The organism is Cyclobacterium sp. SYSU L10401, from assembly GCF_010993705.1.
Classification (GTDB): Bacteria; Bacteroidota; Bacteroidia; order Cytophagales; family Cyclobacteriaceae; genus Cyclobacterium.
Genome location: NZ_WOFO01000003.1, coordinates 1 through 23,524, shown reverse-complemented (window position 1 = coordinate 23,524; position 23,524 = coordinate 1). Strand labels below are relative to the sequence as shown.

General features: G+C 44.1%; 23 protein-coding genes. 4 read left to right on the top strand and 19 right to left on the bottom strand.

Annotated features, from left to right (window positions below; all coding sequences use genetic code 11):
- Window positions 1–63 precede the first annotated feature (63 nt).
- From GL182_RS08150 to GL182_RS08135, 4 genes are all read right to left on the bottom strand, one after another.
- The gene (locus tag GL182_RS08150) at window positions 64–597 is read right to left on the bottom strand and encodes an RNA polymerase sigma-70 factor (RefSeq protein ID WP_163379180.1); all 534 of its coding nucleotides are present in this window, start codon (window positions 595–597) and stop codon (window positions 64–66) included.
- 129 nt (window positions 598–726) lie between these two features.
- Window positions 727–1,131: a GlcG/HbpS family heme-binding protein gene (locus tag GL182_RS08145; protein ID WP_163379179.1), complete on the bottom strand. Its 405-nt coding sequence runs from the start codon at window positions 1,129–1,131 to the stop codon at window positions 727–729.
- Between the two features lie 134 nt (window positions 1,132–1,265).
- Window positions 1,266–4,046: an outer membrane beta-barrel protein gene (locus GL182_RS08140; protein WP_163379178.1), complete on the bottom strand. Its 2,781-nt coding sequence runs from the start codon at window positions 4,044–4,046 to the stop codon at window positions 1,266–1,268.
- 482 nt (window positions 4,047–4,528) lie between these two features.
- On the bottom strand, window positions 4,529–4,954 hold the full coding sequence (locus tag GL182_RS08135) for a hypothetical protein (protein WP_163379177.1): 426 nt from the start codon (window positions 4,952–4,954) through the stop codon (window positions 4,529–4,531).
- 280 nt (window positions 4,955–5,234) lie between these two features.
- On the opposite strand from GL182_RS08135, the gene GL182_RS08130 reads away from it, so the two are divergent.
- Both GL182_RS08130 and msrA read left to right on the top strand, forming a co-directional pair.
- Window positions 5,235–5,435, top strand: coding sequence for a PspC domain-containing protein (locus GL182_RS08130; RefSeq protein ID WP_163379176.1), 201 nt, complete (start codon window positions 5,235–5,237; stop codon window positions 5,433–5,435).
- Between the two features lie 96 nt (window positions 5,436–5,531).
- Window positions 5,532–6,623 carry a peptide-methionine (S)-S-oxide reductase MsrA gene (gene msrA / locus GL182_RS08125; RefSeq protein WP_163379175.1) on the top strand — a complete coding sequence of 364 codons (1,092 nt, stop codon included), beginning with the start codon at window positions 5,532–5,534 and terminating at the stop codon, window positions 6,621–6,623.
- A 59-nt stretch (window positions 6,624–6,682) separates the two neighbouring features.
- On the opposite strand, the gene GL182_RS08120 is transcribed toward msrA, so the two are convergent.
- Together GL182_RS08120 and GL182_RS08115 are read right to left on the bottom strand one after the other, a co-directional pair.
- Complete coding sequence (locus tag GL182_RS08120; protein ID WP_163379174.1) at window positions 6,683–7,408, bottom strand: LytR/AlgR family response regulator transcription factor; 726 nt, start codon at window positions 7,406–7,408, stop codon at window positions 6,683–6,685.
- Window positions 7,405–8,478 carry a sensor histidine kinase gene (locus GL182_RS08115; protein ID WP_163379173.1) on the bottom strand — a complete coding sequence of 358 codons (1,074 nt, stop codon included), beginning with the start codon at window positions 8,476–8,478 and terminating at the stop codon, window positions 7,405–7,407. The genes GL182_RS08120 and GL182_RS08115 overlap by 4 nt, the downstream gene beginning before the upstream one ends.
- Window positions 8,479–8,775: 297 nt before the next feature.
- On the opposite strand from GL182_RS08115, the gene GL182_RS08110 reads away from it, so the two are divergent.
- Window positions 8,776–11,301 carry a TonB-dependent receptor domain-containing protein gene (locus GL182_RS08110; RefSeq protein ID WP_163379172.1) on the top strand — a complete coding sequence of 842 codons (2,526 nt, stop codon included), beginning with the start codon at window positions 8,776–8,778 and terminating at the stop codon, window positions 11,299–11,301.
- Between the two features lie 93 nt (window positions 11,302–11,394).
- Here the strand turns inward: GL182_RS08110 and GL182_RS08105 are convergent, their stop codons facing one another.
- The 7 genes from GL182_RS08105 to GL182_RS08075 form a co-directional block, all read right to left on the bottom strand.
- On the bottom strand, window positions 11,395–12,546 hold the full coding sequence (locus tag GL182_RS08105; protein ID WP_163379171.1) for a glycoside hydrolase family 130 protein: 1,152 nt from the start codon (window positions 12,544–12,546) through the stop codon (window positions 11,395–11,397).
- A gap of 3 nt (window positions 12,547–12,549) precedes the next feature.
- Window positions 12,550–13,935 (bottom strand): OmpA family protein, encoded by a 1,386-nt coding sequence (locus GL182_RS08100; protein ID WP_163379170.1) that lies wholly within the window; start codon window positions 13,933–13,935, stop codon window positions 12,550–12,552.
- A 10-nt stretch (window positions 13,936–13,945) separates the two neighbouring features.
- Entirely contained in the window at window positions 13,946–14,917 is a 972-nt protein-coding gene (locus GL182_RS08095) for a deoxyhypusine synthase family protein (protein ID WP_163379169.1), read from the bottom strand.
- 164 nt (window positions 14,918–15,081) lie between these two features.
- Entirely contained in the window at window positions 15,082–15,708 is a 627-nt protein-coding gene (locus tag GL182_RS08090) for an OmpH family outer membrane protein (protein WP_163379168.1), read from the bottom strand.
- Between the two features lie 215 nt (window positions 15,709–15,923).
- Window positions 15,924–16,154 carry a hypothetical protein gene (locus tag GL182_RS08085; RefSeq protein ID WP_163379167.1) on the bottom strand — a complete coding sequence of 77 codons (231 nt, stop codon included), beginning with the start codon at window positions 16,152–16,154 and terminating at the stop codon, window positions 15,924–15,926.
- Between the two features lie 25 nt (window positions 16,155–16,179).
- Window positions 16,180–17,082, bottom strand: coding sequence for a histone deacetylase (locus GL182_RS08080; RefSeq protein WP_163379166.1), 903 nt, complete (start codon window positions 17,080–17,082; stop codon window positions 16,180–16,182).
- Between the two features lie 56 nt (window positions 17,083–17,138).
- On the bottom strand, window positions 17,139–17,702 hold the full coding sequence (locus tag GL182_RS08075) for a hypothetical protein (RefSeq protein ID WP_163379165.1): 564 nt from the start codon (window positions 17,700–17,702) through the stop codon (window positions 17,139–17,141).
- A gap of 347 nt (window positions 17,703–18,049) precedes the next feature.
- On the opposite strand from GL182_RS08075, the gene GL182_RS08070 reads away from it, so the two are divergent.
- The gene (locus tag GL182_RS08070) at window positions 18,050–18,502 is read left to right on the top strand and encodes a helix-turn-helix domain-containing protein (RefSeq protein ID WP_163379164.1); all 453 of its coding nucleotides are present in this window, start codon (window positions 18,050–18,052) and stop codon (window positions 18,500–18,502) included.
- A gap of 33 nt (window positions 18,503–18,535) precedes the next feature.
- Here the strand turns inward: GL182_RS08070 and GL182_RS08065 are convergent, their stop codons facing one another.
- From GL182_RS08065 to GL182_RS08040, 6 genes are all read right to left on the bottom strand, one after another.
- Entirely contained in the window at window positions 18,536–18,907 is a 372-nt protein-coding gene (locus GL182_RS08065; protein WP_163379163.1) for a phage holin family protein, read from the bottom strand.
- Window positions 18,908–19,007: 100 nt separating this feature from the next.
- Complete coding sequence (locus GL182_RS08060; protein ID WP_240469740.1) at window positions 19,008–20,474, bottom strand: mandelate racemase/muconate lactonizing enzyme family protein; 1,467 nt, start codon at window positions 20,472–20,474, stop codon at window positions 19,008–19,010.
- A gap of 505 nt (window positions 20,475–20,979) precedes the next feature.
- Window positions 20,980–21,972: a 6-phosphofructokinase gene (gene pfkA, locus GL182_RS08055; RefSeq protein ID WP_163379162.1), complete on the bottom strand. Its 993-nt coding sequence runs from the start codon at window positions 21,970–21,972 to the stop codon at window positions 20,980–20,982.
- Between the two features lie 22 nt (window positions 21,973–21,994).
- Window positions 21,995–22,354: a methylglyoxal synthase gene (locus GL182_RS08050; protein WP_163379161.1), complete on the bottom strand. Its 360-nt coding sequence runs from the start codon at window positions 22,352–22,354 to the stop codon at window positions 21,995–21,997.
- Between the two features lie 108 nt (window positions 22,355–22,462).
- Window positions 22,463–22,762 (bottom strand): hypothetical protein, encoded by a 300-nt coding sequence (locus GL182_RS08045; protein WP_163379160.1) that lies wholly within the window; start codon window positions 22,760–22,762, stop codon window positions 22,463–22,465.
- 129 nt (window positions 22,763–22,891) lie between these two features.
- The gene (locus GL182_RS08040; protein WP_262889332.1) at window positions 22,892–23,425 is read right to left on the bottom strand and encodes an RNA polymerase sigma-70 factor; all 534 of its coding nucleotides are present in this window, start codon (window positions 23,423–23,425) and stop codon (window positions 22,892–22,894) included.
- Window positions 23,426–23,524 lie beyond the last annotated feature (99 nt).

Here is a 23,524-nt window from a genome sequence, read left to right as displayed (position 1 = left end):
ATAAAAGAAAAGTATCAGGCTAGAAAAATATGCTTTTCAAGGTATAGTTTCTCCAAAACGAGATTACCAAAAATAAATTTGCCCAAGGTTTTTTTTTATGAATTTCAGGGCCTTGTGGATTTGGGTTTCCACGGTTCTTACAGAAAGATTTAACTGTTGAGCGATTTCCTTGTTGCTCTGAAAATCATCCCTACTCATGATAAAGACCTCCTGGCACCTGGAGGGCAGGCTGCCGATACTTTCCCGAATGATGCGTTCGGTTTCTTTTTCTTCTATCAACAGATCTGCATTCACTTCTTCCACAAGGTTAGCCATATAATCCTCTAAGGGTAGCCTGATCCTCCTGTCTCTTATCAGATTTGAAACACCATATTTGGCAGATTTAAACAAATAATTTTCCAATTGATTGATCTTCCTGACCTGCCTTCTCCGCCAAAGTTTTACAAAAACTTCCTGGACAATATCCTCGCTTTGGTACCTGTCGCCAGATATTTTATAAACATATAAAAAGAGTCTTTCCCAGTACTTCCGATAAATGCCATCAAAAGCCTTTTTGTCCCCTTCATAAAGCTTCTGACAAAGCTCCTGGTCGGTCATTTTGTATTGGGTTTAATAACTTGTATCTGACAAGATAATATTTTATTTATATCAATCAAAAAAAAACCTTCAGCAGGAATTGTTCCAAATTCCTGCTGAAGGTAAGTGTGATTAAAGTAGGGATGACCTTTATGACAACAGGACTTTGGCTCCTGCTTTAGCCACCTCGTGGTCATCTTCTACGGTACTCCCGGAAACGCCGATTGCTCCTAGGATGGTCCCCTCTTGATTTTTCAAGACCACACCACCCGGAAAAGTGATCAATCCCTGATTGGAGTGTTCTATGTTATAAAGTGGAGATCCGGGTTGAACCAATGGGCTGAGCTCAGCCGTATCCATGGTAAAGAATATGGCTGTTTTGGCTTTTTTGATGCTGATATCAACGGAGCCTAACCAGGCGCCATCCATACGTGCAAATGCCGTAAGGTTGGCACCTGTATCCACCACGCAGATATCCATTTTTGTTCCAATAGCAGCCGCTTTCTTTTTGGCTGCTTCAACTACTTTTTCCGCTTCTGACAAGGTAATGTTCATTTTTTCGAGGGTTTAATATTGAAAATTATTGTTTGTTGGTTACTATTCAAATGCATTGTGCTTACACAGGATGGAGGTGTTTTAGGTAAATATACGCATCTCTTTCGGCGAATGCCCGAAGTAAGGCCCACATTTTAGTTTCCCATTCCCTGAGGTCCAGCCCCTGCTCCGCCAAAGCTCTTCAGATTATAGGTTAAGGTAAGCATAAAAAACTGCTGCACCACCTGTGTGCGCTCATCTTCTATGTATACATCGGTTACATTTCGGTCAATGCTGGTATTCTGATTCAACAAATCAAATACGGTCATTTTCAGTTCAAAATTCTCTGTTGGAGGAAACCGATAGCCCAGATCGGCATTCATCAGCCAGACCGACTGGTCAAAATCCTCGCCTAAACCCTGGTACCACTGGTTGTTGACATTGGTACTGACAAAAAACCCTCCGGCAAAATTCCAGTATAAATCCAGGCGGGTGCTTTGGGTGTAATAATTGTTATTCAGATTTTCCTGTAAACTACTTCGTACGATATTGTAATTTCCTCTGGTAGAAAAATTGAAATCTATGTGTTCGCCCAAATTACTACTGATTCCTATTCCCGGCCCCACATACATGTTTCGATTGTAGTTGGTTTGTTCATTAATCAGCCCGGGCCGATTAGAAACGCCAGCTCTGGCACTGAGGTTCAGGTTACTCTGCATGAAATTGAGGGGGAAGCCAAAGGAAAAGTAGCTTCTCAGGTCCCAGTAATTATCCAGGTTTTCCGGTCGGTTCAGCTGCCCACCCTGCCTGAGCAATACATCTCCCTGTATCAAGGTGTCCCTACTTGCGATGTAGGTAGCATTGCCCAGGTAATTGCTGGTCATCCTACCTCCAAGGTACATGAAGAAGGACTTATTGGTTTCAGGATTTATTTTACGGATTCGGGTAAACAAGCGGTGCTCGTACTCCTGGTCCAGATTGGGGTTACCTGTTGATATCTGGATGGGGTTGCTGTTATCTATCACATCCTGCAACTGCCTGACCGACGGAGCATCCGTATCTCCGCGATAATAAATGCGGATATTGGTGTTTTCATTGGGGTCATAAATAAATACCATCCGGGGCACAAAATTCCGGAAGGTACGGTTGGTGTTTTCAAATCCGGGAAACAGGCGGTCGCTATCCAATACCGAAACCTGGTAGTCAAAAGAAGAGAATATCCTGATTTTGTTTTTGTTATAGCGATACCCCAGTCCAAGTTCATGTTGCAGGTAAGTATTTTCAAACTCATTGGATAAGGTGGTATCCAGTTCGAAAAGGGTGGATTCCATTTCCCGCTGCGAGACCTCCTGCAGGGTGTTGCCCAAATCATTGCCTACTTCGTATTCCAATCTTACCTGCGAATGATCTGCAATAGGCTCTGTGTATTCTACTTCAAACTCATAATTAAAGGAACTTGAACTTCCCAGGGAATTTTGAATGAGGCTATCCCTGAGGCCGGTCTGGTAGTCTCTATTGACAGAAACCAACCGGGACTCATTGCTTCGGTCATCCATGCGTGTATCAAATTTAGCAGAAAGCGTCCGCCCCTCTTTATTGAATTGATACCTGTAGGTAAAATCACTTAAAAACCGAAAGGATTCATTGCTGCCTGAGGTGGTATTTTCCGTCTCATTGATCGGAGTAGTGGGGTTAAAAAGGTTTTGCGCAGATAACAGGTTAAAGGAGGTTCCCTTTTCATACCTGATGCGGGGTCTCCAGATGATGGCATGCTTTTCGGACATGTCATAATCCAGCCGCAGGTCCAGGCGGTGGTTTTGGCTGTTGATTTCACTATTCCTGATCTCATCATATAATTGCAAGCTATCGCTTGGAAGGATGTATTCCCGGGATGAATTTCGATTAAGGAAATTTTTACTTTCATTGAAAAAATAACTCCCGGTAATTTTAGCCCTGCCTTCGTCCCATTTGTCGGTAAAATTCAACCCAATGGCATTGGTATGGGTAATTCCGGGTCTTTCCCTGGTGGTAAGTGGATTGCCCCTACGTCCTCTGCCTCCCCTCCGGTTATCACTTCCCCCAAACGCTCCTGAAAGGTCATCTGCAGAAAAATTCTGCTGGTTGATGTTGTTGCTTAAGCCAAGGGCGGTAATGCGCTGGGCTTCGCTGAAAAAATTCACGCTTCCACCGACCAGGTAATTGTCATTCGTCCCATATCCGGCAAACATTCGTCCAAACTTTCCACCCCGCTTTTCCTTTTTGGTGATGATATTGATGGTTTTAATGGTTTCTCCATCGTCAAACCCAGTTAATTGGGCCTGGTCACTCAACTGATCCAGAAACTCTATCCGGTCTATGATATCCACCGGTAAGTTCTGTAATGCCATGGCAGGGTCATCCCCGAAAAAGGGCTCTCCATCTACCAATACCCGTCCTACAGTTTCGCCCTGTACTTCTATGGTACCTCCCTGCATGACCACCCCAGGCATCTTTCGTATCAGTTCACCAGCACTTGCCTGCGATCTGGTCTGGTATGACGATGCGTTCATGGACACCGTATCTCCCTTCATTTCACCTGAAATAGCCTGGCCTTCCAGTTCGTAGGTTTCCAGCAAACTCCCTTCCTCTACCAATTTAAAAGTGCCCAGGTTTCTACCGGATAAATTTTCTATGGTTTGTTGCAGGTCTTCGTACCCCACAAAACTGATGCTGATATCAATGGTATTGACAGCTGGCCGGTTAAATTCAAAGCGTCCTCTGTCGTCTGTAAAGGTATTGGCCAAGGTATCTCCTGCAGCATTCTTTATAAAAACATAGGCCCCAGGCAAAGTTTCATTGCTGGCCTTGTCCTGCACCTTCCCCCTGATGGTAGTTTGGGCTTTTGCAGTTACATCAATTAATAAAAATATTACAAATAAATATACAAATCTAATCATGTTGGTTTAGGTAATATTTAACAGATAAAGGGTTTATTCTATAAATATTACCTTAAAAATAAGAAAAATATTACTTGATAATTTTTTTATTCTATTAGAGGGGTATATATGGAATGAATGGACAGATAGTTGTACTATCCCTAATTTTACCTCCAATAACCTGGATTCCTGAAAAAAAAGTAACGCAGACCAATCCATGGATATAAAACTGAGAAAAAAATAAGGTGGAACAGATCCTGATGGAAAATTCATCAGGATCATGCTCCTAAAAACTCCTCAAGGGAAGCGTTACCACAAGCTGAAAATACAACTTGCGCCAGGCAATCGCAGCATATTGAACCGCCAGTCAGGGAGCAGCCGTGTAACAGACACCCACCGTGACCTCAGAGACAATGGCTTAGGCGATCTAAAAAAATTTAACCTAAAAATTATCACCCGTTAAACAAAATGTATAGGGGTAAACGAAACCAAGTCCGGCCTTTTTAACCTTCATTTTCAATTTCGTTTTTAATCTTACTTATGGTGGATTCGACTTCGTTTTCGAGTTTTTCAAATTCCATTTTAATTTGATCCCTTCTTTGCGCTGTTGACTTCTCAAATTCCCTGGATTTGATCTCCAGGTCATTCAATCCCTTATCCAATTCGGTCAAATATTGATCTACTTTTTCATTGGCCGGTTCTCCCAGATTTTCCTTCACTTCTGCTTTAATTTCTTCCACCTCTGCTTCAAGTTCTGAGGTTTCTTTTGAAATGGCTGACCTGGCCTCAGCAAATACTTCTTTGGTCTCTTCTTCTGCTTCATTCGTCATTTCCTGATGATCATTTTCCCTTTCCTTGTTTGCCTCACAGGAAGAGAACAAAATGGCACAAGAAACACAAACTGCAGTAATTACTGATCTAAACTTCATGGTACTTTGTTGGTTTGGTTGTACATTTATTCCATCAGGCGGTAGGCATTGTTTTGCCTTACCGGCTTATCTGATGTTAACATAGAAACAAAATAAATGCCATAAATGAATCACAACCATCCATGAAGCCTAATAGATGCCGCAAAGATTCTGGGTTAAACTGTTTTTTGTAATTGCTGTCACATTCCTTATTTTTATCTTAAGAAATGGTTCAAACCAAAAATTTATTCCCTTTTTCGTAACCTTTTAATTTTAGTAAACCATTAAACCTTAGCAAAGCATGGACAAAAAATTAAAACGAACCACTACTGACAAGATGATAGCCGGGGTATGCGGCGGCCTGGCCAAATACCTGGGCTGGGATGCCGACAAGTTGAGAATCGTATATGTGTTGGTTTCCATATTGAGTGCCGCTTTTCCTGGACTCTTGGTTTATCTGATCCTTTGGTTTATCATGCCGGAAGAAACTGAATTGGGGTAGACAGCCTGAAATGCAGTACATTTAAAATTCCTTTAAACATAAACAGCTGTTTTACCGTTTTTAGGGAAGATTCAAAATAATATAAATTTTAAACAGATGAGATTTAGCATCCCCTATTTAACAGCTCTTTCCCTGCTGTTGTTTTCATTTTCCAGCTGCCAGGCAGCTGACAAGTCCGAAAGCAATGAAGAAGAAATTGCATTGGAAAATTACCAGGGAAGAACTGAAAAAGCAACATTTGCCGGAGGGTGTTTCTGGTGCATTGAATCCCCTTTTGAAGGGATAGACGGTATCCTATCGGTGGTATCAGGCTACTCGGGCGGAAAGGAAAAAAACCCTACCTATTCCCAGGTGTCTTCCGGACAAACCAGTCACAAGGAAGCGGTACAGGTTACCTTTGATCCGGATGTCATCAGTTACAGCGAAATCATTGATATCTTCTGGAAATTGTATGATCCTACCGATGCGGGGGGAAGTTTCTACGACAGGGGTAGCCAGTATGAATCTGCGATTTTTTTTCACAACCAGGACCAGAAATCTGTCGCCGAAAATTCGAAAAAAGCCCTGGATCAATCCGGTATATTTGACAAACCAGTGGTAACTCCGGTCGTTAAATTCACCAATTTCTATCCTGCCGAAGACTACCACCAGGATTATTACAAAAAACAACCCAAGGAGTACAAGGCCTATCGTACCGGATCGGGAAGGGATCGTTTTATCCAGCAGTATTGGGAGGTACCCTCCGCTGAAAAATACAAAAGCCCGTCAAAAAACGAACTGAAAGCCCAGCTGACCAGTCTTCAATATCAGGTCACCATGGAAGAAGCTACTGAAAGGGCCTTTGACAACAGCTATAATGACAATAAAGAGACAGGCCTATATGTTTGTATTGTCTCCGGTGCACCCCTATTTAGTTCGAAAGATAAATATGAGTCGGGGTCTGGATGGCCAAGCTTTTCCAAACCAATAGACGCCCGGTTCCTGGAAAAACCCATAGACCGGAGTCAAGGCATGGTGCGGGTAGAAGTCAGAAGCAAGTTCGGTGATTCCCATGGAGGTCATGTTTTCAATGATGGACCTGAGCCTACCGGATTGAGGTATTGCATGAATTCGGCGGCCATGAAATTTATCCCATTAGAAGAAATGGAAGCAGCAGGCTATGGTGCCTTTTTGTATGCTGTTGAATAAGGTGATGTGTACGAAATAAGGAATCAGGCGAATGGTAGGTTAATCTGCCATTCGCCTTTTTAATTGATCCATTTGTCAATAAAACGAAGAAAATTTTCTTTGTAGCCATCACTTACTGAAATGTTCATGATGCCCATGTTGACCGTACCCTTGCTGATGGACTGTATGTGATCCAGGGAAATGATATAAGAGCGGTGAATGCGCATAAAATGGTCCTCCGGAAGCATTTCCTCCATGCTTTTTAGGGTAGTTAGGGAAAGCAAAGGCGAGGATTTACCCTCCAGGTGAATTTTCACATAATCCTTATACCCCTCTACCAAAATGATTTCCTTGAGCATGACCTTGACCAGCTGGTATTCGACTTTGATAAAAATGTAATCCTCAGCAGTGCCCTTGGTGGCCTGGCTCCTGTTTTCAAAGAAGCGCAAGGCTTTATGGCTGGCGGTTAAAAATTCCTCATAGCTGAACGGTTTGAGCAGGTAATCCAGGGCATCCACCTTGTATCCTTCAATGGCGTATTGATTGTATGCAGTAGTAAAGATAATTTTAGGTGATCCCTGGTGTTTTCTATTCTCCAATACCCTGGCCAGCTCCATTCCTGTCAGATCCGGCATTTGTATGTCCAAAAACATCAGGTTTACTTCATGGCTATTGATAAATCCCAAAGCTTCCATGGCGCTATCAAATCGGCCAAGAAGCTCCAAAAACCCAGTTTTCTCCACAAAATTACATACCATTTCCAAAGCCAGGGGTTCATCATCAACTACTATACATTTGATTTTCATGCCAGGTCTATGGTTAGATCCACCCGAAACTCGTTCTCTTGATTTTCCTGATCTATTGCCAGTCGGTGTTTGTCTCCATAGATCAGGGCCAGCCTTCTTCTGGTATTGTTCAGGCCTATGCCGCTGCTAAGCTTTTCCTTACTGTTGGGGTTGGCAGGAAATTTGGCATTGATGGTTTTCAAATGCAGGATTTTTTCTTCCAGCCTTATTGAAATCTGAATTTTACTTTCACTTTTGGCGCTGATTCCATGCTTGAAGCAATTTTCCAGGAAAGGAAGTAAGAGCATGGGAGCAATGGGTAAATCTTCGGTATTTTCCTGGATGTATATGTCCAGGATCACTTTCTCAGACAGCCTTAGGCGCATCAGTTCTATGTAATCCTTGATAAAATCCAGTTCCTTGTTCAGCAAGGTGAGGTCTTTATCCGTTTCGTACAAAACATAGCGCATCATTCGGGAAAGCTTCAGTAAAGCCTTCTGAGCCCGCTCCACATCAATATTGGTCAGGGCATAAATGTTGTTTAACGTGTTAAAGAAGAAATGGGGATTGATCTGGGCCTTGAGGTAAGACAGTTCGGAAGAGATTTTTTCCTGTTCCATCTGCCTTCGTAATTCTGCGTCGGCCTGCCATTTTTGTACCGCTACCACACTGGTGCTGATACCGAATCCGAAGAGCAATAGCAGGATGGTAAACATGTCAAAGTTAAAATTTCTGGGCCTGGGTTCATAAGGCACATTGGGCCTGAAGGCATAATGCATCAACTCCTGCAGGTTGATCAGGTTTTCAAATTGAATGATCAGAAACAACACCAGTAAGGTGCTGGAAATCGCTATCAGTATAAACTGCCAGTTCATTCCTTTGAAAAGCACCTTGGGCACAAACAGGTACATGTTCAGGTAAAACAGCAGGATGAGAAAAAACAGTACCAATCCCTGCTTGAACCAATATTCAAGGGGCAGGTCTACTTTCCAGGAAAGGGGGCTGACTACAAAAATCACTATGGCAATAAAAATCCATACCAGAATATGAATGAGAAAGGTGATTCTTTTTGGTTCGTTGGAATGTGTCATAACAAGGATTTTGGAGATGAAAAGCAACAAATGCTCCACAAATCCAGCATAAACATAAAGTAAAGTAAATGAAACTTTGCAAAAAATCTACCAATTCCCGGATTTAGGCTACCGATCCCGTATTAGGGTCTACCAAAGGAAAAAGTAAAGTTTAAAAAATCATTGGTCTGATGTTTTGTGACATTTGTCGATGGATGGGGGCAGCCCATCTATTGCATTTTTTATTAAGAGGGGAAAGATTTTCCTTTGTTGCAGTTATATTAACAGAGATCAACTTATTTTAACATATCTACTATAATGAAAAGGCTATTTGGATTATTACTATTGACAACCTTCTATCTTGCGATAGGTTCCCCGGATGCATTCGCCCAGGGAAACGCTGAAAAAAAGGAATTTAAGATTTCAGGTAAAGTGGTGGACAAGGAAACGGGTGAACCTGTTCCTTATGCTACTGCCATGTTGAAGAAAGCCGAAAGTGAAGCCTCTTTGGCTGGCGGGGTTGCCGATGATAATGGAGAATTCTTTTTTAACGTAAAGGAAGCCGGCAAATACAAAGTAGAATTGAGCTATGTAGGTTACGATGCCATTGTCAGGGAGGACATCGAAGTGGGTCCAAATACCCCTTCCCTATTTTTGGGAAACATCACCTTGTCCGAATCGTCTGTAGCATTGGATGAAGTAACGGTGCAGGGTCAGCGGAGCCTTATCACAGAAAAGGTGGACCGGACCATATACAATGCAGAAAATGATAAAACAACCATTGGTGGTGATGCTTCCGATGTGCTCAGGAGGGTTCCCATGCTTACCGTAGATCTGGATGGCAATGTATCCATGAGAGGGAGCAGTAATATCCTGGTGTTGATCGATAACAAACAATCCGCCATTGTGGCCAACAATATTGCCGATGCATTAAAGCAAATTCCTGCCGAAGAAATAAAGTCGGTAGAAGTAATCACCTCCCCGTCTGCCAAATACGATGCGGAAGGCACCGGAGGGGTAATCAATATTGTGACAAAGAAAAATAAGTTACAAGGTGCTTCCCTGAACATCAATACCAGTGCCGGGATAAGAGGATCTAATTTGGGATTGAATGCCGCTCTTAAAAAAGGGAAAATGGGCTTTAGTCTGGGCGGATTTGGTCGTGCCGGATATAATATACTGGGAGGGTTTGAAAATGAGCAAACGCTGCTGTCCGCCGATGGACCTGACAGACGGATACTTCAAGCTGCCGATACCCGCAATAACATGATGTTCGGAAGGTATAATTTTGGATGGGACTACGAAATCAACAAATTTAACTTCATGACCACTTCCGTCAGTTTTGGTCTGAGAAACATGAAAATGAACCAGGATGACCTGACCACCGAAACCTATGTGGAAGATGTATTGGTAAGTGAGTTGCTGCGAGATGTACGTACAGATAATCTCTCCAACAGTGTGGATGTAAGCTATAATTACACCAAAAGTTTTGAGAAAAAAGGGAAAGAATTTAGTGTGTCTGGCTTGTATAGCCGAAACAACCGAACCAATGATTTTATCAACAGTTTGTATAACGAGTCGTTTGACCAGGTAGTAAGCCGATTGAAAAATGACAACGATAACCTTAACGAAGAATTCACGGTTCAATTAGACTATGTCAGCCCCATGGGCTCAGGTGATAACCAGATTTTGGAATACGGTGCGAAAAACATTCTTCGGAAAGCCGTCAGTGACTTTGCGTATTTCCGGGCAGAAGGAGCCGATGGGGAATTTGAAGAAGTGGACGATATTAGCCTTTCCAATAAGTTTAATTACGACCAGAATGTAACCGCAGGATACTTATCCTACACACTGGGCTTCCTGGAACACTATACCATCAAAGCAGGAATGCGCTACGAATACACCAATATAGAGGCTGATTTTCTTGATTCTGATTTGCCTGCCGATATACCTTCTTACGGAACCTTCGTTCCAAACATGAACTTCGGTAGAAAATTGGAAAATGGAAATATGTTAAAAGCGGCGTATAACCGAAGAATTCAAAGGCCTTCCCTGAATTTTCTGAACCCAAACATTGAAGCGGCCAACCCCCAACAAATCACACAGGGAAACCCGCTATTGGATCCGGAACTTACAGACAATTACGAATTATCCTACAGCACGTTTATTAAAGGAACATCGCTTAATTTCACTACCTACCTGAGAAATACCACCGGATCCATCCAACCGGTAAGAACCATTCAGGATGACGACGTGATCTTCACCACCTACGAGAACATAGGAAATGAAAGAGCGTATGGCCTGAGCGTGTTCTCCAACATCAACATTTCAGGTAAGTTTTCGCTAAATGGATCCATAGACAGCTATTTTGCCCAATTGGATAATGGCTTAGATGATCCTGCATTTGCTGCACAAAACGAAGGGTTGGTATTGAGCGGAAGGCTGTTCGGAAATTACAGCCTACCAAATGACTGGCAAATCCAGGCATTCAGCTTCTATCGGGGCCGAAGGGTTCAATTACAAGGTTCATCCGGGGGCTTTGGTATCTACAGCTTAAGCATAAACAAGCAATTTGCTGAAAAAAGAGGAAGTATCGGATTCGGAGCAGAAAACTTTTTCACCCCTGAATTTAAAATCCGAAATGAGTTGGTGACTCCTACCATCATGCAGGAAAGTGTCACCAGTATGCGTTATATGAACTTCAAAATTAACTTCTCTTACCGGATTGGAAAACTAAGTGTCGATGGAGGCAGAAGGAAGAAAAGAGGCGTGACCAATGAAGATTTAAAAGAGGGCGATGGTGGTGCCGGCGGTGCCGTCATGGGAGGCGGTGGACCAAACTAATTCTGCCCCCTTAAAGACTGTTAATTCTCTCAATTAACAGAACCCCGGTACATACCTGAAAAGGTTACGCCGGGGTTCCTTTTTTTAGCCCCATTAGCGCATGCCTGTTTCCTCATAAACGGCCGCAGCGATCTTAGAATCGGCAGTCCCGTAATATAAAAACCAGCTACCATTATAGGGCACCATTCCTTCAATGAAGCAAACCAGATTTACTTGTCCTTCAATTTCATAAGGTTCTTCCGGAGTCATGAAATAAGTTTCGGAACGATCGATCAGTTTGGAAGGATCATCACCATCAAACAGGGCCTGACCGGCAGAATAGGCCCCCGGCGGCAGGGAAGGATCCAGCTCTTGCCCCTCTTCCAGGTTCATCCCATTATAAAGGAGCACTATCCCTTCGTTTCGAAGCAAGGCATACGGCCCCGATTCTACCAGGCGACTGTCAAAATAACCGGGCCGAGGCTTCATCACAGGTTTCAACGCCCCATCGGTTTCCAACGGAACCCAATGAAGCAGGTCCTCAGAATGAGCCAAAAAAAGATCGGTATCCCCAAAATACATCCAGTATTTGCCTGCAATTTGCCTGGCAATAATTTTATCGCCCTGCCTCTCTGCTACGATGGCTCCTGCCTTTGACCAGGTATCTTTAAATTCGCCGGTCAATACCCGGCCATGCTTTTCCCAATCCATGAGGTCCTCCGAGACAGCCAGCATGAGCCTGGCCACCTCTCCATCATAACTGGTATAGGTCATGATATACCTGCCATCCTCACTTTCTACGATCCTGGGGTCTTCCACACCCCCATCCCATTCCAGCGGTTTTAAACTGTCATTTTCCGGATAAAAAACCGGCTCCGGTAGTTTATCGAAGGTATACCCATCCTCACTTAAAGCCAAACCAATCCTTGAGGTACCATTATTACTGCCTATGGAATCCTCCGCCCTGTAAAGGAGGTTGATTTTTCCGTCTTTGACCAGCGCCGCAGGGTTAAAGACATCTTTCTCTTCCCATTTGACAGAGGCCTCCAAAATGGGGCAGATAAAGGTCAAATCCCCAGGCAGCAATACAGGATTGGCTTCATCCATTTTCACGAAGGGCACCATTTCCCATGATTTATGGGAGGGGGCATTTTCTATTTCAGCGGCATTTTCCTTTACCTGGCTTTCCCCACAGGACCAGGAAAGGATGATGAGCAGCAGCCCTGCCGCCCATGGCACTTTAGAGGTGATTGGTTTTTTTGTCATACTTCATGGTTGATTTAATACATTGATTTCTACCCTTCTGTTCTTTTCCCTTCCCGCTGCATTGCGGTTGGTGGCAATGGGCCGCCTGCCACCCCAGCCATTGACCCGGATTTGCTCAAAGTCAACCCCTTTTTCCACCAAAAAATCTCTGATCATCTGCGCCCGTTCCAGCGAAAGCCGCTCATTCAGTCTGGCACTACCATAATTATCGGTATGGCCATCTACCGAAATTACGGTTTCCGGGCGAGACAGCAGATAGGTTGCCAGATCCTCCAATTGCGCCATACCTGCACTGTCAGCCAAAATTGAGCTGCCTCTTTGAAATAAAAGCTGGTCCAGAATCACGGCTTCTCCCCTATCCAATTGGTCGAAGGAAACCCTGTTTTCCATGGGTTCTGCATCCTGGACAGCAGTTTCTGTTTCTGTTTCATCCTTCTCCCGACTCAGGTCCGGCATTTCGGCTTCCTCCACCACAGCAGGCAAAACCTCATCAACTTCTGCTACCAATGCCTCTGCCTTAAAATCGCCTAATAACAGGATATTCCCATAGCCATCACTGGTCTGGGTATTGGTAAAAAAGGCCCTCTCACCGGTTGGGTCCGGGAAGTAATATAAATCAAAACCTTCCATGGCTGGCAGGTTCAATCTGCGGGGAAGGCTCCATTCGTTCCAACCTTCTCCCTCCCTTTGGCTGAAATAAACGCCCATGCTCTTTTCACCGCCGCGGGCGTTGGTAGAAAAATACAAGGTACGGGTATCGGCCGAAAGGAAGGGGCTCAGCTCCTGTTGGGAAGTATTGATGGCAGCACCCAGATTAAGCGGCCTGGACCAGGCCTTTCCCTGCCTGAAGGCAACATAGATATCTTCATTGCCATAGGTCCCGAAGGAATCCATGGACATGACCATCAAGCTGCCGCCGGCATGCAGCCGGGCACTAAAATGATCGCCATTGATCTTAAAACCAGGCAAATCCTGGGCTTCTCCCCTTAGCCATTCCGAACCTGTGCGGTAGTAACTTTGTATGACCTGCCTGTTTTGCAGGTTTTGGTGGTAAACCAGTAGGGTATCGGGGTGGATAAAGCCGATCAGCAGGTCATAATAGGGTGTAGAAAGCTGGGGCAAGCGCCGGGGGCTGTCAAAGCCTCCTGTTTTCTCTGCTGCATACCAGATGTCTCCGGGATCATTGATCCCGTTTTGGTTGTCGGGATGGTAGGCCAGGGTAAAAAAGAGTTTGCCATCCGGACCCATGATGGGTTGGTGTTCATCATAATCAAGGGAAAATACCTGATTGACTGCCATTGAATCCTGCGCAGGCAAGGGCAGATAAAACCAACAAGCAAGTGCCATGATGGCACTTGCTTTGGTTATATAGGTCATTTTCCTTTCCATGAGCAGGCGTTTATTGCCCCAGCACAATGGCAAAGACCAAAGGTGCTACGATGGTGGCATCCGATTCAATGATAAATTTGGGTGTTTCCAGGCCCAGCTTTCCCCAGGTGATTTTCTCATTGGGTACTGCCCCTGAATAAGAGCCATAGGAGGTCGTACTATCAGAAATCTGACAAAAGTACCCCCACAAGGGAATGCCATCCCGCTGCAAATCCTGGTGCAACATGGGTACCACACAGATGGGGAAGTCACCCGCAATGCCCCCGCCGATCTGAAAAAAGCCAACCTTGCTTTCTTCCTTGGCATTTTCTGTATACCAATCTGCCAGGTAGATCATGTACTGTATGCCGCCCTTGACCGTATGCACATCTTTGATATCTCCGGAAATACAGTGGCCGGCATACATGTTGCCCAGGGTAGAGTCTTCCCAGCCCGGAACGATGATGGGTATGTTCTTTTTTGCAGCTTCCATGAGCCAGCTGTTTTTCGGATCTATCTGGTAATCTTTCTCCAGTTTTCCGGAAAGCAATATTTTGTAGAAAAATTCATGAGGAAAAAACTGTTCCCCCGCCTGATCCGCTTTTTGCCATTCCTGCAGGATGACATCTTCAATTCTCCTCATGGCTTCCATTTCGGGAATACAGGTATCCGTGATGCGATTCATGTGCCGGTTGAGCAGGTCTTGTTCCTGGGCAGGCGACAATTCCCTGTAATGGGGAATCCTTTCGTAGAAATCATGTGCCACCAGGTTAAATACATCTTCTTCCAGGTTGGCTCCGGTACAGGTGATGATTTGCACCTTATCCTGGCGGATCATTTCCGCCAGAGAAATGCCCAACTCTGCCGTGGACATGGCACCTGCCAGGGTAACCATCATTTTTCCATTGTTATCCAAATGGGATTTATAGGCTTCAGCTGCATCGATTAGTGCTGCTGCATTGAAATGTCTGTAATGGTGCTTTAGAAAGTTGGTTATTTCCATTTTGATTGGTTAAAATTTAAATATTTACCTGAAAAGAATTTAATTGATAACTTACTTGGAATATAGTAAACTAAAGGTAGAATACCAATTACCCGGATTCAAACTAAAAACAAAAAAGCCCGGGATCTCCGGGCCTGATTTGATAAATAAAAGGATCATTGCCCTTACTCTTCCTCAGAAGTCTCCTCCTTTTCGGATGCAGCTGAATCTCCTTCTTTGTTGTTATAGTCTTCATTGATTCCCTTGACCACTGAATCTGTAATGTCCAGGGTTTTGTTGGCATACCATACGCCTCCACCCCTGGTGTAGGACAGAATCATCTCCAGGTCATGCTCTGCGGCATAATCATTCAGGTATTCCTGGATCATATCGTAAACGTCATTGTACAATTTGGTCTCATCGGCAGACAATTCCTGCATGATGTTTTCCCTATAGGCCACCAGGTTTCTTTCCTTGGTTACCAATTCTTCCTCCTTTGCCCTGGCTTGGTTCATGGTCATGGAGGAAGCCGAACTTTGAAAATTTTGAACTTCCTGTTCAAATCCCCTGGCCCTGCTGGTCAATTCTCCCTCGTACTTTTTGCCTTTTTCGGCTATTTCAGCAGATTTTTCTTTAAAATATTCAAAATTATTGATGACACTGTCCGTGATGATATAGGCCACTTTCAGGTCAGCAATATTCACCTCATCTGCAATATTGGTAACCTCCCCCTCAGGTGCCGGAGCGTTGCATGCCCCGCTGAGCAATCCAAATACTGCTAATGCGCTGATAATTGTAGTAAATTTTCTCACTTCTTATGGTTTTAAATTATTTGGGGCAAATATAAGGATTCTTATGCTTTTACAATTTTTTCCGGGTCAATTAATCCGCTAATTCATTGCTATTTTCCAATTATTACCTGCAAAGAAAGCCTTTAGCCCTGGGTGCTTCCCTGCTTCAATTAAAAATGGAAGGGCTTCAAAAAAAACCTGGTGCTACCTGCTTGCTCCAGATATAAAAATTCACTTTAAGGCTTTTGTTGTTTTTCCAGTTTCATTCTGTAAATGACTGCCTGTCCAAAAAGAGATATTCCCGCATTGAAAACAATCAGCGCAAAGGTCCCCCAAAGAAACCATTCCAAAAACGGTGCATTATCCCATTTCAGAAGCAGTGCCTCGCCAAAAAAACTCAATCCTGCTCCCAGCAGCAATAAGCCTCCCACCGCATAGGCCAGCCACATTTTTTTCAAATCATTCATCTCTTCTATTTTTAAAATAAAGGGTTTAAAAGAATATTTCCTGAGCCAGCCGGAACGTATTGGCATGTGCTTCTATGATATCGTTTATTTTTTTGGCATAACCTCCCCCCATGCAACACATGACAGGTACCCTGTGTCGCCTGGCTGTTTCCAAAACTATCCGGTCCCTTTCCCTGCAGCCCTGAATACTCATGCCAAGCCTACCCAGTTTATCTGTTGCCAGCACATCCACCCCCGACTGGTAAATGATGAAATCAGGTTCAAATTTATCCATCAGTTCCGGCAGGTGATGATTCAACAAGTTCAGGTAGGTACTGTCATCGGTCTTGTCCTGCAAGGGAACATCCAGGTCAGAAATTTCCTTGTGCAAGGGGTAGTTGTGGGCCCCATGCATGCTGAAAGTGAATACCTGCGGGTTGTCCTCAAAAATTTTGGCGGTTCCATTTCCCTGATGCACGTCCAGATCCACCACCAACACCTTGCCTAAGCCATGTTCTTTGATCAGAAATGCAGCCGTAATGGCAATATCATTCAGCAGGCAAAACCCTTCTCCCTTATCTTTATAGGCATGGTGGGTACCTCCGGCAATGTTCATACCTACCCCGAAATCCAAAGCAAAGCCGGCAGCCATCATGGAACCCTGCATGATATGTACTTCTCTTTGTACCAGGGCCTGACTCAAAGGAAAGCCTGTGCGCCTGATTTCTGAAGCACTTAATCCCAGAGAAAGCAGTTTATCAAAATATTCCTCCTCATGGACCTGGAGGATCCATTTCTTCTCCGCGGTTTCCGGAGTGAAAAAATTTTCGGAGCTCAGCGTGCCTTCATAAAGCAATTGCTCGGGAAGGAGCTCGTACTTTTCCATAGGAAAGCGGTGCCCCTCCGGCAAAGGATGCGCATAGATTTTAGACCAGGCCACTTTTAACATAGCTTCAAAACCTGCTCATGCCGGAAATGTTGGCCATAATTAAAAGTATTTTACCTTCAGAATTCATCCTCCTCTTCCTCAGATTGGAAAGTATAGAAAGTGTCGTCCAGTCGTAAGGAATCGTTGTTAAAGGAATTTACAAATTTTTGGAGGGTTTCTTCGTCTATGCTTTCAATGTTAAGGGCCGCATCCAGGCCGATTCCAAAATCATGGTGGGTATCCAGGTCCACAAACTCCTGGACTTTTACGGTTCCCTCCTCTTCCATTTCCATGATGAGTTCAGTGATAAACCAACCCACCTCTTCCTCATCGGTTTTTAAGGGTTTCAGGTTGCCATTCTCATCCTCTTCATAGGATATCCCATGGAAATCCGGAAATTTTTTCGCGGCTTCATGCTCTGCCAGCTCATACAACTCACTCTGATAGTGAAGCCTGAGCGTATACAAGGCGGCATCATAAATCACATCTTTACCCTCATATTTGCCAATAAAATAGAAATTGACAAATTCTTCTGAATTATCCTCGCTGGGTACAATCTTAAAGGATTTACCGGATTCCTCTAATTCTCTTTTTAAGTTGGCTATGGTTTCAGGGGAAAAACCTTCATTTGGATATTTCATCTGTTATAATTTTTTTATTGGTCAGATGGAATCTTTGACAATTAAAATAATCATTGCCCTGTATGTTTAATGATAATTTTAATCGTGTCGATTTCATGTGTTTAATTTTTTTTAATAGGCCATAACTTGTCCCGTACCGAAGGTCGGGGTGGAATCCCTGCCTACCGGCAGGCAGGTCTCATGTTGGATAATCATTCCAATGTGTGGCGTTCCCGTCATGCTCGATTTCATTTGACACTTAGCTGTAGGTGAAACGTATATGGCTGTTTTTGTTTACAATTAAATAAAAATTTAATATTGCTCATACAAACTCTCCTATAATTTACAATCTTTTACCTTTTAAAAAAATGTTTTCTCCTAAAAAAAACAATGATGCTTTTAAAAATCTGCTTTCAAAACCGGAAGGACAGCATTTGGATTACAAACAAAGCATCAGCAGCCAAAGAAAAATTGCCCGGACATTGCTGGCCTTTGCCAATACGGAGGGGGGAAACATCATTGTCGGGGTCTCAGACAATAAAACCATCACCGGTATTGATCCGGAAGAGGAAATGTTTATGATTCAGGAGGCCATCAGAAAATATTGCCAGCCACCATTTGACGTTACATTTGACGTATTTGAGCTGCAGCAGCAAAACCCGATCAACCCCTTGCTAACCGAAGAAAAATACCTGCTTGCCGTAGGCATTCCCAAAAGCCCTGCCGGTCCGCATGCCCTGCAGGTAAAAGGTGAGGCACCTGTCTACTACCAAAGAATAAAGGACCGGTCCCTACCCGTTAATCTTTCCGATTTCACCTGAAGCAGCCAAAGAAAAGCCGGCTATTTGAAGGCATCATTTCCGGAATCCACTGCCCAGGGAAATCCCCAAAATGGAATTTACCAAAGAAAGCACCAGGCTAAAAAGGAGGGCCCACCAGAAATTATCGACGGTAAATCCACTTACTATACTTGCCGCAATCAGGACCAGCAAGGCATTGATCACCAATAAGAACAAGCCCAGGGTGACAATGGTAATGGGGATGGTCAGAAAGATCAGAATGGGCTTGATGGTGATATTCAGCAAGGCCAGCAAGGCCGCAATGATCACCCCTGTAATCCAGTCATCGACTACGATCCCGGGCAGGAGATAAGCGGTAAAAATAACGACCAGACCGGCAACGGCCAGTTGTAGGAGGATAGAAAATATGTCTTTTGATTGGCTCATTTTTGCGAAATAGATTTAGCTGAATATTTTGCAGGATAAAAATAGCCATTAATTGGATAACAAAAAAGCCCGGTTAAGTTCACCGGGCCTTTGCACTGTATCAACTCCAGGTCCTGTCCCAGGAGCGAATTTCATTCCAGTCATCGGTAGGTGCAAAAAACTGCTCCCCTTCCCTTAACCGCTTCTTTACTTCATCTTCATTCAATTCCAAACCTATTCCGGGAGATTCAGGTACCTCCACATAGCCATCCTTCACAAAGGGCTTGTCTATACCAGTGACCAGGTCCTCCCACCAGGGATTATCCACCGAATGGTGTTCCAGGCCAATGAAATTATAAGTAGCTGCTGCGGCATGGATGGTACCCATAAAGGTAATGGGAGAAGCGGCATGGTGCAAGGCCATGCCTATGCCATACTCCTCGGCATAATCACCGATTTTTTTGGTTTGCAGGTACCCTCCTGCACTTCCGGGGTCCGGATGTACCAGGTCTACCGCCCTGTTTTCAATCAAATCCTTGAAATTCTTTTTGTGATAGGTATCTTCTCCCGTCAGGGTAGGCGTGGTAATGGCTTCGGTAATCCTTTTCCATTGTTCGGTATTTTGCCAGGGAATGAGGTCTTCCAGCCAGGCGATGTTATAAGGTTCGAAAGCCTCTGCCAGTTTGATCATTTCATTGTAGCCCATATGACCAAAATGATCGATGGCCAAGGGGATTTCATAGCCCACCTTGGCCCTGGCCTTGGCTGCATACTCCACCATCCTTTCCAGTCCTTTCTGGGTAATCTGCACATGGGTAAACTGATGCGGGGTCTGGGTATAACTCATCACATCCTGATCCGACCAGCCCCGCATGGGTCCCCAGGGAGATTTATTGGTCAGGGTGTCTTTTTCATCTTTGATCAATCCAATGCCTATATCCATTTTGAGCATGGTAAAGCCCAAGTCCACCCTTTCCTTCATTTTATTGGCAAACTCATCCGGATCGCTTACGGTGGGGGTATCCACATAGATCCTGACTTTATCCCTGAATTTACCTCCCATCAATTGGTAAAGGGGGACGCCATAGGCCTTTCCGGCCAGGTCCCAGAGGGCCATTTCTACGCCGGAGACACCGCCTCCCTGCCTGCCATGCCATCCAAACTGTTCGATTCTTTTAAAAATCCGTTCCACATTACAGGGGTTTTCACCCAATATTCTGCTTTTCAGCATCAGGGCATAGCGCTTGTCTGCTCCATCCCTTACATCTCCCAAACCATGGATCCCCTGATTGGTATATATTTTCAAAATGGGAACATTGCCATATTGGGCAATGCGCATGTCTGTAATCTTCAAATCGGAAGGATTGGAAAGGCGGTTGACTTTAGAAGTCGTATGTGCCAGGGTATCCTCCAGAGGCATCATCATCATTCCCCCGAGACTCAGCCCACCTAAAGCGGCTTTTTTAAAAAAAGACCTGCGGTCATTTTCAGGTTCGGTAGGTATAGTTTCAAGGGGGCTGTTTAAAGAGGGCTTTTCCTTGGCCAGGTCATGGTGGCTTTGCTGCAAATGCTGGATTTTTTTCTTCATGAGTTAATAGGTTTATTGAAGTATTGAAAAAGATAATTGATGTAATGGTTACAATATGATTAAAAATTGTAGTAAAAGGAAATTTTCACCAACAAAAACACAAGTAAAAAGAAAATAGTAGGAGTTTTGAAGGACATGGCAAATCACCTTAAATTAAGCGCTGGTAAATGAACAAAACCTCTTCAATAGGAATGCGGCTTTAGCCCATTCCAAAAAATAATTTTCCAAAAATACCGGCTTTAGCCAAAATTGAGGAAATGTAAGGGCTTTCGATTTTTAATTGGATTCGAAAAGAAATAATTTCAAATGATTTAAATCTAATCCACCTTGAAAATTATAAGAAATCAGGACTGTTCCAACGCCGTCAAAAAGATCCCGGAAATGAGGCTTATTATTAACAAAGCCATTCTCCCGGGATATAAGTAGCTTGGACCCGAAATACGATCTATTACGATTCCTAATGCATGGTCTGGGTTGAATGGTGGAATAAACCCAGGCAATAATTTTAGGTAGACAAAATCCCCGCTATTCGCAATTCTTCTTCATCCACTTGCTTATCATCTACGATGGCCCTTTTGATGGGCGTAAAAACAATTTTATTATTGATAATCCCTGCCATCACATCATACTTGCCCTGCAAAAGGCCCTCTACAGCGGAAACACCCAGTTTACTGGCCAAAATCCGATCAAATGAGGAAGGGGCTCCTCCCCGCTGAAGGTGGCCTAAAATGGTTACCTTAATATCATAGGTAGGAAGGATTTTTTTGACTTTCTCGGAGATTTCCTGTGCGCCGCCACTCTTTCCACCTTCTGCCACTATCACCACATTACTCTCCTTTTTGGCTTTTTCCCTGAATTTAAGCCGGTCAATCAGCTTTTCTACCGGGAATTTCTTTTCGGGTATCAATATGGCTGCAGCAGCACTACCAATCCCGGCATTGATGGCGATAAAGCCGGCATCCCTGCCCATCACCTCTACAAAAAACAGGCGGTCGTGGGAAGTAGCCGTATCCCTGATTTTATCAATGGCCTCTATGGCCGTATTACAGGCCGTGTCAAAACCGATGGTCAGGTCCGTTCCAAATAGATCATTGTCGATGGTACCGGGCAATCCCACGGCCGGTATACCAAACTCCTTATAAAACAAATGGGCTCCTGTAAGCGAACCATCCCCTCCGATTACTACCAATGCATCTATACCATGGCTTTTGAGGTTATTGTAGGCCTTTTGTCTGCCTTCTACGGTTTTGAATTCTTCGCTTCGGGCCGATTTTAAAAATGTCCCTCCCCTCTCCAGCACATGCGCAATGGATTTATTTTCCAGCTTGCGGATATCGTTGTTGATCATCCCTTCATAACCGCGGTAGATGCCATAAACCTCCAGCTTGTAATAAAAGCCGGCCCGCACCACTGCCCTGATGGCGGCATTCATCCCAGGAGCATCTCCTCCGGAAGTAAGTACCCCAATTTTCTTTATATTAATAGGTTGATCTGTCATGTTTGTAAGTAAATATGCGCGCTTATTTCAAATTTTTGAACATCAATTCGGCTGCTGCCAGGTTGGTGGCCAGGGGTACATTGTGCACATCACAAATGCGCATCAGCATTTGTACATCCGGTTCGTGGGGGTGTTTTCCCAGGGGATCCCTGAAAAATATTACCATGTCCAGTTCCTTCTGTGCCACCATGGCCCCAATCTGGGCATCCCCGCCAATCGGTCCGGATAATAATTTCTCCACCTCAAACCCCGACTTTTCTATGTGCATACCTGTAGTACCGGTGGCTACCAGGGAAATCCCCCCCAAAGCTTCTTTGGAGCGGCTGAGAAAATGAACCATATCGGCTTTCTTCCCATCATGGGCAATCAATGCTATTTTCATCCGTGTAGATTTTAATTCGGTAATTTGCAAAGTTACTAAAAAACAATTCGGTATTGGCCAGGGCTATTGGATCTGTTGGGATCACTGATCACCATCCACCACTTTTGCTTAGCCTTCATCCTTTTCCAAAAAATAATGTACCAGGGTATCCCATTCCTCTTCCAGGCTGTTATCGGGTTGGGTTTTGCCCGCTTTCCGGTACCAGTAGCCTGCATTGGACAAGTCTCCTTCTTTCCGGTGCAGGTAAGCATGAAGCCAGGCCGCATCTTTCCCAGCCATGGAATCAATTAATCCATGGGCCTGCCCCCAGTCACCTTTTTTATCCAACCACAAGGATTGTAAATATACAGATAAACCTTCCGGCATCTGCTGCGCTTGCAGGTTATTGATAAAATCTGAATGGTTCATGTCTGTTGGTTAAGTAAGCGAAATCAAAATAAATACATAAAGGTGAAGCCGGCAAATATTAAAGCTAAATTTCAAAGGAAAGTTTAGCCCGTTCAGCATATTCTAATATTTACCTGAACTTTAGGAGGCTTATTTGAACCAGAACGCAAAAAAAATGAGCAATTCTATCGCCTGCCTCAAGTGGGAAAGCGCCTTCTTGATGTGGTTTTCGACCGTAAACACGGAAATGCCCAACTTGCCGGCAATTTCCCTATTGGTTAAAGCGCCAAACCTGCTCATCTCAAAAACATGCCGGCATTTTCGGGGTAGACCCTGAATGATCGTCAGGATCCTTTTCCTGGTTTCTTCTGCTTCCAGGTACTCCTCTGTATTGTGGGTGACATATAACTGCCTGAGGTAGGCGTGCTGATCCGCATTAAACTTACTTCTCCTAAACTCCTTTGCCATCTGCTTGCGGGCAGCCCCAAAAAGGTAAGGCTTGATCTCTTTCACCTTACAGTTACGGGCATTTTTCCACAGGCTGAAAAAAATATTCTGTACCAGGTCTTCCGCAGTAGCCTTGTCCTGCATGACCTTATACACAAATGCAAACAAGGCATCGAAATGCCTCTGGTAGATGGCCTCAAAGGCTTTTGGATCAGCCTTATCCGTTAGTAGTGCCAGCTGGGTATTCCGGTCGGACCATGCCAGCGTTTTCGGTCAAATGGTGCCACTCTAAAAGATGCTGCAAAGTAGTGAAAATTTTTTATTCTTCTTTTAAGA